The organism is Gilliamella sp. B3801 (assembly GCF_026536645.1).
GTDB lineage: Bacteria > Pseudomonadota > Gammaproteobacteria > Enterobacterales > Orbaceae > Gilliamella > Gilliamella apicola_I.
Genome location: NZ_JAFNNR010000001.1, coordinates 101,979 through 115,710, shown reverse-complemented (window position 1 = coordinate 115,710; position 13,732 = coordinate 101,979). Strand labels below are relative to the sequence as shown.

Here is a 13,732-nt window from a genome sequence, read left to right as displayed (position 1 = left end):
AAATTATCCGTTAAAGGATATTTTTTTGTAATAATATTACAAAATAGTGTTAAGTAAAGAATTAAATAATTAAAATGCTAAAAAATTGAAATAAAAATGAATTTTTCTTTTACCATTGAAAATTGGTTTGCTTTATCTTCTGGTCTCTCAACAAAATCTGACTGGGAATTATGGTCAACATCTTTTAATCATAATTGGGATATGCCCTTACCAAAAACGAAAAAAATACCGATGATGCAAGCCCGTAGAATGAGTATGGGCTCTCGATTAGCTGTGGATGTTGGACTTGAACTGATTGACAATCATCATTTGGATTTAGCGATTTTCACCAGCCAACATGGTGAATTGGAAAGAACCCATAAAATCCTAACTTCGATGAATCAAAATCATGATATTTCACCGACCGATTTCGCACTTTCTGTGCATAATACGGCATCGGGATTAGTCACTATCATCAGTAATAGAAGTATACCTATTAGCTCAATTTCTGCACACAATGACAGCTTTCAACAGGGGTTAATTGAAGCATTTTCAATCTTACATCATGGTAACAAAAAGGTCTTGCTTGTCGATTTTGATGGTTTTGTTCCAGAAACCTATCAAAAACAGATTAATTATCATGTTCCTGCTTATGCCGTTGGCTATATATTAACAAGCGGTGATCAATTAAGTTGTCAAAGCATCGATAAATCATCACAGGTCTACCAACCTATTTATCCTCAATCAATCGCTTTTTTACACGCTTATTTGTGTAAACAAAAACATTTTATTATTCAAGGAAATTCTCAAGATTGGCAATGGACATTAAATCAGTAACCTCAAAAAAAATCTATACTTTAAATCAATGTTGGCGATTATTCGCAATAGCATTTGGTTTCCTATTGTTTGGCGTTTTTGGTTTTGTTGTCTTATCAATTTTTTGGTTTAGTTTATTAAGACTAGCTATTTGGAATAAAAACGACCGAATAACAGTTGCTCAGTATAGTATAAGTATTTGCTTTAAAATTTTTATCGGCATTATAAAATCATTAGGGATTATTCAATATCAATTTGATGGACTAGAAAAACTGAAACAAGATAAAAATTGTCTAATTGTGGCTAACCACCCTTCTTTGCTTGATGTGGTACTGTTAGTTTCTGTTATGCCACGTTGCGATTGTTTAGTCAAAGGCGCATTATTAAATAACGTTTTTATTAGTCGTATTATCAAAACAGCCGGATATATATTAAATGCGGAATCGGAAAAGATATTACCACAATGCCAACAAATATTATCCAATAATGGGCGAATACTCATATTCCCAGAAGGAACTCGAACCGTTCCAGATCAACCGATGAAATTACAACGAGGTGCAGCAAATATTGCATTACGTTGCCATGCCGATATTCGGCTTATTCATATCCAGTGCGATCCTCCTTTTTTGATAAAACAACAAAAATGGTATGACATCCCTATCAAAAAAACATCATTCAACGTTACGGTTGGTGAAAAAATTTCGATTGATGATTTTGTCGAGCCAAATACAACCGTCGCAGCAAGAAAATTAACACGATATTTAACCTCTGTCCTGATTAAGGCTGAGAATAGTTAAGTTATAGCAAAGATAAAGGTACTTTAATGGAACAACTACACAATGAAATTAAAACGTTAATAATTAATGTATTAAATTTAGAAGACATCACTCCTGAGGATATAGATACTGAAGCCCCCCTATTTGGTGAAGGCTTAGGCTTAGACTCTATTGATGCGTTAGAACTGGGTTTAGCAATCAAAAACCAATTTGGTATTGTATTATCCGCTGAAAGTGATGATACCAAAAAAATGTTTTATTCTGTTAAAACATTAGCTGATTTTATCGTGTCTCAACAACAAGGAGCCTAAATATATGGACAAGCAACAAATTTTTGAACAAGTTCAATCTGCACTTGTACAACTTTTCGAATTATCGCCAGACGATATTAAACCCGAATCAAAACTTTTTGAAGAGTTAGATCTTGATAGTATTGATGCTGTTGATTTAGTCGTTCATCTACAAAAAAAGATTGGTAAAAAAGTTGATCCTGAGACATTCAAATCGGTAAGAACAGTCCAAGATGTTGTTGAAGCAGTAAACAAACTAGTTAATAATCAATAATAAAATAATAATATGAACAAAGTTAAGTCAATAATAAACAAGATAACCAATATTTTATTTGTCTTTTATCCATTTATTATTTACTTATCACTACACTACCAACATGTTGAATTAGCTATTTTTTATTTGATATTTTTATTTGTTTTTAGGTTAATTACATTACCAAAACTATTTTCAAATATTAAATGGCTAAGCATAGTTGTAACATGTTTTGGGTTATTGTTGACCGTAATTAGCTGGCTATTTTCAAAATATCAACTCCTACTGTTTTATCCGGTAGCCGTTAATTTGATATTTTTTATTGTATTTAGTTACTCATTAACTCAACCACAAACAATAATTGAAAAATTTGCCAGAATGAACAATCCACAATTACCCGATCAGGCTATACGTTATAAACGTAATGTGACTATTTTTTGGAGTCTATTTTTTATTTTTAATGGCTCTGTCGCCTTAATAACATGCTTACTTGAAAACATGTATTGGTGGACAATTTATAATGGCTTAATTAGCTACCTTTTAATCGGAATTTGTATGGGAATGGAATGGCTAATCCGTCAAAAATTTCAACGTTAAATCTATTATCACAGCAGTTACTGCGATCAGAACAAGAAGTTATCGCATTTAGACACAAACAACCTTTAACCGTTGCGGATCTTAAAACCAAAGTATTCGAAATTTGCCATGCATTAAAACACGATAATAACCAATTATGGGCATTATCAATGCATGATAGTTTTAATTTCGTAGCGGGATTATTGGCATTATTTTATTCAGGAAAACAGCCTATACTCCTTAATCCATCTCATCAAGAGATGCACCAATACTACACCGCTCTTTTAACCGATAACGAGCTGAATAGCAGTCAATTTATCGATAAGAAGATGATCAATATTAATCAATTACCATTAGCAAATTTTTGCAATGAAAAACAACAATTAACTTATAATTTTAAACAACAGACATTAACGCTATTTACCTCTGGCTCAACGGGTCTGCCAAAACCAATTGAAAAATCGGTTTACCAGTTACAACATGAAATTGAAATACTTAATAAGGATTGGGGAAAAACAACTTATGATCTAGTCATTGCATCTGTTTCACATGAACACATGTATGGATTAACGTTTAAAATCATGTTATCACTGTGCTGTAAAATACCCTTTGTTTGTGAACCCGTGCTTTATCAAGAACATTTGGCAACATTCAAGAATAAACGTATTATTTACATCACAACTCCATCGATTATTAAAACGTTAGATAATCATTTACCCGTGATTAATTGTGATAAAGTGATTTCATCCGCAGGTAAATTAAGTTATCAAGAATCACAATTTTGTTTCGAAAATTTAGGCGTTTTACCAAATGAAATCTATGGTTCAAGTGAAACCGGTATTATCGCTACTCGACAACAAACCCAGCCGAATACGCCATGGACGCTCTTTTCTTCAATGCGAATTGAATATGATCAAAGTTTGCAGCAAGCCATTTTATACACGCCATTATTAGATCAACCTGAAGTTCTGAATGATAAAATTAAAATAGTCAGTAATCAGCACTTTCATCTATCGGGACGGAAAGACAAAATAATTAAGATCTCTGAAAATCGAGTATCACTTACCCATATAGAAAATAAAATTAATCAACTTAACGAAGTTGAACAAGTAATAATTATTCCATTAGAACAAAATAATCGAACAATACTTGGTGCCGTAATTCAATTAACGCCAAGCTATAAAAAACTTTTGCAAACCTACAATCACTTAAAATTAACACAATATTTTCGACTTTTATTAAAAGATACATTATCATTAATTGAAATGCCCAAAAGATGGCGATTTGTTGAGTTTCTTCCTAAGAATTCTCAAGGAAAATCCAGTTACATTGAATTAAAAGCATTGTTTAATGCGTTAAAGAAGAATAATGAATAAAAAATATGTAAATGAAATAATAACCAATGTTAGCGAAATAGATCATTTGACTAAAACTGAAGCAAGCATTGAATTTACTATTCCAGATGATCTTTTCTGGTTTAAAGGACACTTTCCGTCTCAACCATTATTACCGGGCGTTGTTCAACTAAACTGGGCGATTTATTATGCTAATCAAATCTTTGGCAGAAAATTTAATCTAATATCAATCGATCTTGTCAAATTTCAATGCCCTGTTTTGCCTAATGATCCTATTATTTTAAATTTAGTTTGGCATAAACAATCCAATAAACTTGAATTTAACTATACTATTACCAACAATGATAGTCATAAAGTTGCTAGTTCAGGAAAGCTAACCTTATGTCAGTAGCGTCATTACATCCAGCAACAGATTATTGCTTTGTTATTCCTTGTTATAATCATAGCCAAACGCTATCAGACGTACTTAAACGCATTGAATCTTATCAATTAACTTGTATTTTAGTCGATGATGGTAGCGACCCCGATGCAGCGCAGCAACTTAAACAAATCACGAGCCAATTTACGTGGGTAACCTTAATTCATTTACCGATTAATCAAGGTAAAGGAGCGGCGGTGATGGCGGGGCTCAATTATGCTTTAAATCAAGGCTATACCTATGCGATACAAATCGATGCAGACGGACAGCATGATACCAACATTATTGCCGAATTGATTCATCAGTCACAATTAAATCCGAACGCACTTATCTCGGGTTGCCCTGTTTATGATAGCTCTGTTCCTAAACATCGGCTCATTGCCCGATATATTACTCATTTTTGGGTCTGGGTTGAAACCTTATCATTTTCAATTAAAGATAGCATGTGCGGATTACGTATCTATCCTTTGCAACAAACATGTAATTTAATTGCGCATTATCAAATTGGAAAAAGAATGGATTTTGATACAGATATTATGGTGAGATTGTACTGGCAAGGTATGCCATCGATTTTTGTTCCTACTCAAGTCACTTATCCTAAAGATGGCATTTCACACTTTAAACCATTAAAAGATAATTTACTCATCACATGGATGCATACCCGATTATTTTTTGGTATGTTGCCACGTATCCCAACATTAATTAAACGAAACACATCCCAAAAGGCTTCACCGTCACATTGGTCACAGATAGAAGAAAGAAAAGGTCTTTGGGGAATCAAATTGATCCTCAAACTTTACCAAATTTTTGGTAAAAAAGTGGCAAAAACGATCATGTTTCCGGTTATAAGTTATTTTTGGTTAACCGGAAAAAAACAACGTCAAGCATCAAAAAACTATTTGCAACAAGTTAAACAATTTTATGAAAATGTCCCGTTAGTTGATAAAAAACAACTGACTTCTTTTCGGCATTTTCAGCGTTTTGGCGATTCACTCTTAGATAAATTAGCCAGCTGGCAAGGGGATATTAACATTCAAGATATTTATTCATCCAGCAAACAAATATTTTTCGATTTAATAAATAAAAAACAAGGCATAGTATTAATCTGCTCACATCTCGGTGACATAGAAATGTGCCGAGCCATTGCAGAGTATTCACATGATGTAAAAATTAATGCATTTGTGTTTAAAAAAAATGCCGCACGATTTAACCAAGTATTAAAAGAAGTCAATCAAGCCTCAACCTTTAATTTAATTGAAGTTGATAGCTTAGGGCCAGATACAGCAATCTTACTTAAACAAAAGCTTGAAGCCGGTGAATGGGTCGCTATTGTGGGTGATAGAACATCAAGCAATCCTCACCAAAGAATTCAAGAAAACAGCGTAATCTGGGCTGATTTTTTGGGTAAACCAGCGCCATTTCCTAAAGGTAGTTTTGTTTTGGCATCAGCTTTAGGTTACCCAGTCTATTTAGTTTGGGGGCTGAAACCCAATGGGCGTTATCAAGTCTATTTAGAGCATTTTGCTGATAAACTGATTACATCAAGAAAAAATCGCCAAGCTGAACTTGAAATGATCATTCAAAATTATGCAAAAAGATTAGAATATTACTGTCTTTTATCCCCTTTAGACTGGTTTAATTTCTTTGATTTTTGGCAATTCAGTCAACCCGATCCCAATAAATTAAATATAAGAAATAAAAGTAATGAAAAATGATTTGAAACACAGCGTAACAATTGAATATACCACTTCATTCCATGATACAGATGCAATGGGAGTGGTATGGCATGGTAATTATCTAAAATTTTTTGAAAAAGCAAGAGAAGCCCTATTCCAAAAATTTAATTACGGTTATCAAGAAATGATCGACTCTGGCTATTTGTGGCCGATTGTTGATACGCGAATAAAATACATATCGCCGACGATAGCAGAACAAACATTAAAAATTGTTGCTACCTTGGTAGAATACGAACATCGGATAAAAATTAATTATCTCATTTTAGATGCTAAAACCGAAAAAAAAATGACATCGGGCTATACCATACAAGTTGCCGTCTCTGCTTCAACACAAGAAATGAGCTTTATCACCCCTCAAATTTTCTTAAATCAATTTGGATTATAAAAATGAATAAATTTATTGCGCTCCTATTGACTACCCTTGCAATATTTTTTTCAAGCCTAACTTACGCTATCACACTTGATGAACTGCAACACCAATTCAGTAAAAATGAAGTGATTCGAGCGAATTTTACGCAAAATCGTTATATAAATGGATTATCCAATCCGCTTCATTCAACCGGAAAGATGATTTTATCCCAAAAATGGGGATTATGGTGGCAACAACAAACGCCTTTTACGATGACTTTGAAAATGAATAATCAAAGAATGGAGCAACGCATCGATGATCAAACGCCTCAAATTATTACCGCTGAAAATCAACCTCAATTATTCGAATTTAACCATCTGCTAACAGCTATTTTCACTGCTGATAAACAAAAGTTAGAAAATAACTTCATGATAAATTTGTCAGAACAAGAGCATCAATGGACACTTATCCTTACCCCCAAACTTGCGCCATTGAACAAAATATTTAAAGAGATAATTCTGACTGGTCATAAACATTTAAATACGATAACACTCAATGATATGCAACATGATAAAACAGTGATCACTTTTTCAAAACATCAAACGGCTAATTTGACAGAACATGAACTATCATTATTCAAATAATTCAATGAAATCAAAAAAACGAGCTTTTTGGTGGCTGTTAGTCGTTATGGGTTTGATGCTTGCGCTCGGTTATCTTATTTTGAATAGCAAACTTAACAGTAGTGTCTTATCACTGTTACCGAAAGAACAAACTCACGATGTGCCGACAGAACTTATTAATGGATTTCAAGACAGGCTTGATAAACAACTGGTTTGGTTAATCAAACCGACAGATCCCCATAATTTAGCCCCCATAACATGGTGGTACCAAAATCTAAAACAACAGTCTTTCATCGCTCAAGTTAATGGGCTAATTGATGAAAATTTTCAGCAAAATTGGGGGACTTTTACTTATCAATATCGTTATCAATTATTGGATGCAAAAACCATTGAACGACTTAAAACTGGCACTCAATTTAGTTGGATTCAAAGCCAACTTTATTCGCCATTTAGTGGTGTTAGTGCAGCTGAACTTAACCACGATCCCTTATTACTTACCCGTTCATCTCAACTAAATCAACTAAGTGACACGCATCATTTAACAATAAAAAATAATTGGCTAGCAGCCCAAGATGCACAAGGTGATATCTGGTATATGATTTATGCTGAATTAAACGGTTCATCGTTTAATATGAACGCTTCACATCAAATGGTGACACAACTTAATTTGTTAGCTGAACAGTTAAAAACAAAGTGGCCTGATACTCAAATTTTAAAACGGGGCGTACTGTTCTATAGTGATCACGCAAGTACTGAGGCAAAAGCAGATATTACCACGATTGGCAGTTTATCCATTATTGGCATTATTATATTAATGATTACGGTATTCCGCTCTGTCAGACCTGTTTTTCTTTCATTGTTATCAATTTTTATTGGTATGATTTGTGGATTAGTTGCGGTTCTCTCAATATTTGGTGAAATTCATATTATGACACTTGTCATGAGTACCAGTATCATCGGCATCACAATTGATTATTCATTGCACTATCTAACCGAACGTTTGCTTCATGGCAATCGTGAATCAGCAATGAGCAGTTTGAAAAAATTAATTTCTACATTGTTCATTGCATTATGCACCAGCTTTATAGCCTATCTAATTTTATTAATTGCCCCATTTCCTGGTTTAAAACAACTTTCTGTTTTTGCTGTATTTGGTTTAACTGGTGCATTTTTAACAGTCGTATGTTGGTATCCTTTTTTAGTTAAAAAATTACCTGTTCGTGAACAAGTTGGTCAACATTTATTAACTTTTTGGCTTCAGCTTTGGCAATCGAGCGTGATGCAATGGGGCATGGTGATCTTTGCATTAATCTTTATTGCTTATGGATTAATACATTTAAAAGTTGATGATGATATTAGTAAATTACAAACTTTGCCAGCCGAACTACAACAACAGGAAAAACAGATAGTCAGTATTACACACCAATCAAACGAACAAAAGTGGTTTATTGTTTTTGGCGATAATGCTCAGCAAACATTACAGCGGCTTGAAAATTTTATCCCACAATTAGAACATGCAAAACAACAAGGCGTATTTGCACAATATCAAATAATTAATTTACCTTCTATTAAAAAACAGCAAAAAAATGTTGCGCTGATTCAGCAATATGCCCCTGAAATCCTAGCTTCATTGCAACAATTAGGTATTAATGCAAATCCACCAAACATTGTGCAACCTATTGATGTTATCACTCCCGAACAATGGCAACAAAGTGTAATTAGTCAAGGTAGAAAGTTACTCTGGTTATCATTGAAAGATGGGAAAAGTGCAACATTAATTCCCATTAGTGGGATTGAGCAATTAACTGAACTTAAAGCGTTATCCAAACCAGATCAAGGTATTCATTGGTTAGATCGCCGTTCAGAATTTAATACCATGTTTACCCATTATCGAATCCATTTATCACAATTAATGGTTGGAGCCGTATTAATTATTTGTTTGTGCTTTATTTTTTATAATATCAAACAAGGTTTAAAATTTGCGTTAAAAAGCACATTACCTACACTGTTATCAATTGGTATCGCGCTATCGGTACATGGTATAATAGGGCAAACAATAAATTTATTCTCAATGTTAGCACTGATTCTTGTCATTGGCATCGGTATCGACTATAGTCTATTTTTAAGTAATGATAAAAGCCAAACTCAAAGTGCACTATTGGCAGTGATTTTGGCTGCCTTAACAACATTATTATCGTTTGGTCTACTCATTATTAGCCATACTAGTGCAATTATGGGATTTGGTTTAGTTTTAACAAGTGGCATATTTGGCGCTTTTTTATTTGCTCCACTTGTTATAAGAAATAAAACATAAAACACAAATAAATAGAAATATCAGGAATTTTTGGATGAAGAAATATTTAGTTTTACTGATTTTAGCACTAACAACACTCATTTCAGCATGCGCACATCAATCTGAACAACCAAAAGCTTGGTTAACTAAGCAAATTAATATCAAATTGCCATCGCCCAAATTTAATCAACCTTATCACGACCAACAACTTCTTAAATTTAAATACCACAATCACGAAAATTCAATTATTACGTTAGTGGATGCGAATCAAAATCAATTGAAAGTTGTGGCATTATCTGCATTAGGAGTGCGGCTATTTGAACTTGAATATGACGGAAAAAATGTTAAAACGAAACAGAACATTTTTGTTAAAGAACTGCCTCCTCCAGAGCAAGTTCTATCAGATATTTTGTTTAGCATTTTACCAACCAAAGAGTGGCAATCTTCATTACCGAAAGGTTGGATTCTGGTTGATAATGAATTTAACCGAATCTTATCAGATGATAAAAATGAACCTATACTGACCATAACTTATCAAGAAAAACTGTCTGATCAGATCCGCAAACCGATCCGAATTGAACATCAAATATTTGGATATCAAATTATTATACAAAGTATGGATACAGCTAAATGATATATATAGCGGCACTTGGTGCAATTAATGCTTTAGGTAATAACCTTACAGAGATAAAACAAAATTTAACAGAAAAATCTGGCGCCAGACACTGTCTGGTTGAAGAAAATCACTGGTTATTAAATGGTAAAAAAACCTGGTTAGGCAAAGTGAAAGACAACTTGCCTGATATTCCAGAACATTTATCCCAATATGGAACACGCAATAATCAATTATTGTATGCAGCTTATTTACAAATTCAGCATGAAATTCATCAAACTATCGAAAAATACGGTACTCAACGTGTTGCTATCATAATGGGAACCAGCACATCAGGAATTCATGAAGGTGATATTTATATTAAACATTGTTTAACCAATAATAATCAACAAAACTTATTTACCTACAATCAGCAAGAATTGGGGGATCCGTCTTCGTTCCTTAAGGCTTTACTAAAATTACAAGGCCCAAGCTATACCATATCAACTGCTTGTACGTCGAGCGCAAGAGCAATTATCAGTGGTAAGCGACTTATTGAAGCAGGTATTGTTGATGCTGCAATAGTGGGCGGTGCAGATAGTCTTGGTAGAATGCCTATCAATGGTTTTAATGCCCTAGAAGCCCTATCAGAAAATCCTTGTATGCCTTTTGCCCAAAATCGTAATGGAATAAATATTGGTGAAGCAGGCGCAATATTTTTATTAACGAAAACTGAAACCAGTGACATTGCTGTTTTAGGTACTGGCGAATCCTCCGATGCTTATCATATATCTTCACCTCATCCCGAGGGCATTGGCGCTGAACAAGCGATGCAATTAGCGCTGGATGATGCCAAATTACAACCAAGCCAAATTGGTTATATTAATTTACATGGTACAGCAACCATATTGAATGATATCGCTGAAAGTAAAGCAGTCTACCGATTATTTAATCAAACATTACCACCCTGTAGCTCAACAAAACATCTGACCGGGCATACTTTAGGTAGTGCGGCTGCCACCGAATTAGCTATTAGTTATTTATTACTTGAACAAAATATTTATCTACCTAAACAAGATTTTTCAATATCGCAATATGATGAAAATCTGGATAAAATCAACATAGTTACTCAAGAAATGATGTTAAAAAAACCTATTATAATGTCAAATTCTTTTGCATTTGGAGGCAATAATACATCACTTATAATTGGAAAAGTTTAATGCAATATCATTTAGCAAGTTATTATTTACCACACGAAAAACCAATGGTCATGATTGAAAAGGTTCACTTTGTTGATGCACAGCAATGCATTTGCAGTGTTGAGGTAAATAAACAAGGCATACTATCCCCTTTTTTAAATGAAGATGATACGTTACCAAATTTTTATGCCATTGAGTTAATGGCTCAAACTATAGGTGTATGGAATGGTTATCATGGCATGGTGAGTGATAAAAAACCCACACTTGGTATGTTATTAGGCGGACGCGCAATTAAAAGTACGTTAAACGCCTTTCCATGCAATAGTCATTTAATGATTCATGCAAATTTGGTACTTAATGATGCCAAATTGGCTAATTTTGAATGCAAAATTATGATCAATCAAGAAATCGTTACAACCGGAAAATTAAATGTTTATGAACCAGATGAATGCGAATTAGACAATTTATTTGGTCAACAGCGATTTGGATAGGAGAAGAACAATAATGGAAAGAACAGTACTTGTCACTGGGGCAAGTAAAGGAATTGGTCAAGCGATTGCTTACAAACTTTCACAAGATGGTTTCACTATCGCCGTTCATTACCACAGTGATAAGCAAGGCGCACTTGATACTCTAGCTACCATTGAAAAATTGGGTGGTAAAGCACGTTTAATACAATTTGATGTCAGTAACCATTCGCAATGTCAACAAACGATTGAGCAAGATATTGCACTTAACGGCGCCTATTATGGTGTTGTGAACAATGCAGGAATCATACGAGATGGCGCCTTCCCTGCACTAACAGAAAATGATTGGAAAGATGTTATTCATACAGATCTCGACAGTTTTTATAATGTTCTTCATCCTTGTATTATGCCAATGATTGGACTACGCCGTGGGGGGCGTATTATTGTTATCTCATCTGTCTCTGGCATAGCAGGCAATCGAGGGCAAGTTAATTATAGCGCAGCAAAAGCGGGGGTAATCGGCGCAAGTAAAGCATTAGCACTTGAACTGGCTAAACGAAAAATCACTGTTAATTGTATTGCTCCGGGATTAATTGATACTGGCATATTAGATATGGAGCCCATTGCACTGCAAGAAGCAATGAAAATGATTCCATTAAAACGAATGGGACAGGTTGAAGAAGTTGCGGGGCTTGCCAGCTATTTAATGTCAGATTTAGCAGGATATATCACACGCCAAGTCATTTCAATCAATGGAGGAATGATATGACCAAAAGAGTCGTTATAACAGGTATGGGTGGTGTCACGGCATTTGGCAATGACTGGTTAAGTGTACAAACAAATTTAAAGCAATTAAATAATGCCGTCAGATATATGCCTGAATGGGAAATTTATGACGGACTGCACACAAAATTGGGTGCCCCTATCGACAATTTTACCTTACCAGAACATTATACCCGTAAAAAAACTCGCTCTATGGGTAGAGTGTCATTACTGTCTACTAAAGCAACAGAACTAGCGTTAGAAAAAGCAGGATTATTAGATGATCCAATCCTAACGAATGGTGAAACAGGTATCGCTTTTGGTTCTTCAACAGGAAGCACTCAGCCAGTTGCTGAATTTGCAACTATGTTAAACGAAAAACATACTAACAACATAACGGCGACCACCTATATACAAATGATGCCACATACAACAGCGGTAAACACTGGCTTATTTTTTGGATTAAAAGGTAGATTGATAACAACCTCGAGTGCTTGTACTTCTGGAAGCCAAGCTATTGGATATGCTTATGAAGCCATTAAATACGGGATGCAAACTATTATGGTTGCTGGAGGAGCTGAAGAGTTATGCCCTTCCGAAGCTGCTGTATTTGATACTTTATTCGCAACAAGCCAATTAAACGATCAACCCAAAAAATCACCACGACCTTATGATCGGGATAGAGACGGACTGGTTATTGGTGAAGGAGCCGGTGCACTTATACTGGAAGAGTATGAACATGCCAAAGCCCGAGGTGCTAAAATATATGGTGAAATTATCAGTTTTAAAACCAATTGCGATGCTAGTCATATCACACAACCACGCCAAGAAACCATTCAAATCTGTATGGAACAAGCTTTACAACAAGCAAGATTAGATCCTAAACAAATTGGTTACATTAGTGCTCACGGTACAGCTACCGCCAGAGGTGATATAGCCGAAAGTAATGCTGTTGCCAATATCTATGGTAACCAAACCCCAATATCGTCATTAAAAAGCTATTTTGGACATACACTTGGGGCTTGTGGTGCAATTGAAGCTTGGTTATCTGTCGAAATGATGCATAATGGTTGGTTCAACCCAACTATTAACCTTGAAAATGTCGATCCTGCTTGTGGTGACTTGGATTATATTGTCGGTTCAGGCCGAAATTTGGATATTGAATATATGCAAACCAATAATTTTGCTTTTGGCGGTATCAACACTTCAATTATTATTAAACGTATCTAGTTTTTTCTAAAAATAACA

General features: G+C 34.5%; 16 protein-coding genes. All 16 read left to right on the top strand.

The window, feature by feature from the left end:
• The first annotated feature begins 96 nt into the window (after positions 1 to 96).
• A complete protein-coding gene (locus J3U14_RS00425; RefSeq protein WP_267351630.1) occupies positions 97 to 816 on the top strand; it encodes a beta-ketoacyl synthase chain length factor in 720 nt (239 codons plus the stop codon).
• Positions 798 to 1,592, top strand: coding sequence for a lysophospholipid acyltransferase family protein (locus tag J3U14_RS00420; protein ID WP_267351631.1), 795 nt, complete (start codon positions 798 to 800; stop codon positions 1,590 to 1,592). Before J3U14_RS00425 ends, J3U14_RS00420 begins: the two co-directional genes overlap by 19 nt.
• Positions 1,593 to 1,618: 26 nt before the next feature.
• Positions 1,619 to 1,882, top strand: a complete 264-nt coding sequence (locus J3U14_RS00415; protein WP_065559113.1) for a phosphopantetheine-binding protein — start codon at positions 1,619 to 1,621, stop codon at positions 1,880 to 1,882.
• Positions 1,883 to 1,886: 4 nt separating this feature from the next.
• Positions 1,887 to 2,135, top strand: a complete 249-nt coding sequence (locus tag J3U14_RS00410; RefSeq protein ID WP_267351635.1) for an acyl carrier protein — start codon at positions 1,887 to 1,889, stop codon at positions 2,133 to 2,135.
• 222 nt (positions 2,136 to 2,357) lie between these two features.
• Positions 2,358 to 2,711, top strand: a complete 354-nt coding sequence (locus J3U14_RS00405; protein ID WP_267351637.1) for a hypothetical protein — start codon at positions 2,358 to 2,360, stop codon at positions 2,709 to 2,711.
• Positions 2,681 to 4,066 (top strand): AMP-binding protein, encoded by a 1,386-nt coding sequence (locus J3U14_RS00400; protein ID WP_267351639.1) that lies wholly within the window; start codon positions 2,681 to 2,683, stop codon positions 4,064 to 4,066. Before J3U14_RS00405 ends, J3U14_RS00400 begins: the two co-directional genes overlap by 31 nt.
• Positions 4,059 to 4,436 (top strand): 3-hydroxyacyl-ACP dehydratase FabZ family protein, encoded by a 378-nt coding sequence (locus J3U14_RS00395; protein ID WP_267351641.1) that lies wholly within the window; start codon positions 4,059 to 4,061, stop codon positions 4,434 to 4,436. The genes J3U14_RS00400 and J3U14_RS00395 overlap by 8 nt, the downstream gene beginning before the upstream one ends.
• Complete coding sequence (locus tag J3U14_RS00390) at positions 4,427 to 6,178, top strand: glycosyltransferase family 2 protein (protein ID WP_267351643.1); 1,752 nt, start codon at positions 4,427 to 4,429, stop codon at positions 6,176 to 6,178. Before J3U14_RS00395 ends, J3U14_RS00390 begins: the two co-directional genes overlap by 10 nt.
• Positions 6,168 to 6,584 (top strand): acyl-CoA thioesterase, encoded by a 417-nt coding sequence (locus J3U14_RS00385; protein ID WP_065559108.1) that lies wholly within the window; start codon positions 6,168 to 6,170, stop codon positions 6,582 to 6,584. Before J3U14_RS00390 ends, J3U14_RS00385 begins: the two co-directional genes overlap by 11 nt.
• 2 nt (positions 6,585 to 6,586) lie before the next feature.
• A complete protein-coding gene (locus J3U14_RS00380; protein WP_267351646.1) occupies positions 6,587 to 7,192 on the top strand; it encodes an outer membrane lipoprotein carrier protein LolA in 606 nt (201 codons plus the stop codon).
• Between the two features lie 4 nt (positions 7,193 to 7,196).
• Positions 7,197 to 9,485 (top strand): MMPL family transporter, encoded by a 2,289-nt coding sequence (locus tag J3U14_RS00375; RefSeq protein ID WP_267351648.1) that lies wholly within the window; start codon positions 7,197 to 7,199, stop codon positions 9,483 to 9,485.
• A gap of 34 nt (positions 9,486 to 9,519) precedes the next feature.
• Positions 9,520 to 10,098 carry a DUF3261 domain-containing protein gene (locus J3U14_RS00370; RefSeq protein ID WP_267351650.1) on the top strand — a complete coding sequence of 193 codons (579 nt, stop codon included), beginning with the start codon at positions 9,520 to 9,522 and terminating at the stop codon, positions 10,096 to 10,098.
• A complete protein-coding gene (locus J3U14_RS00365; protein WP_267351652.1) occupies positions 10,095 to 11,276 on the top strand; it encodes a beta-ketoacyl-[acyl-carrier-protein] synthase family protein in 1,182 nt (393 codons plus the stop codon). The genes J3U14_RS00370 and J3U14_RS00365 overlap by 4 nt, the downstream gene beginning before the upstream one ends.
• Complete coding sequence (locus tag J3U14_RS00360) at positions 11,276 to 11,746, top strand: 3-hydroxy-fatty acyl-ACP dehydratase (RefSeq protein ID WP_267351654.1); 471 nt, start codon at positions 11,276 to 11,278, stop codon at positions 11,744 to 11,746. The genes J3U14_RS00365 and J3U14_RS00360 overlap by 1 nt, the downstream gene beginning before the upstream one ends.
• A 13-nt stretch (positions 11,747 to 11,759) precedes the next feature.
• Positions 11,760 to 12,491: a 3-ketoacyl-ACP reductase FabG2 gene (locus J3U14_RS00355; protein ID WP_267351656.1), complete on the top strand. Its 732-nt coding sequence runs from the start codon at positions 11,760 to 11,762 to the stop codon at positions 12,489 to 12,491.
• Positions 12,488 to 13,714: a beta-ketoacyl-ACP synthase gene (locus J3U14_RS00350; RefSeq protein WP_267351658.1), complete on the top strand. Its 1,227-nt coding sequence runs from the start codon at positions 12,488 to 12,490 to the stop codon at positions 13,712 to 13,714. Before J3U14_RS00355 ends, J3U14_RS00350 begins: the two co-directional genes overlap by 4 nt.
• The last annotated feature ends 18 nt before the right edge of the window (positions 13,715 to 13,732 follow it).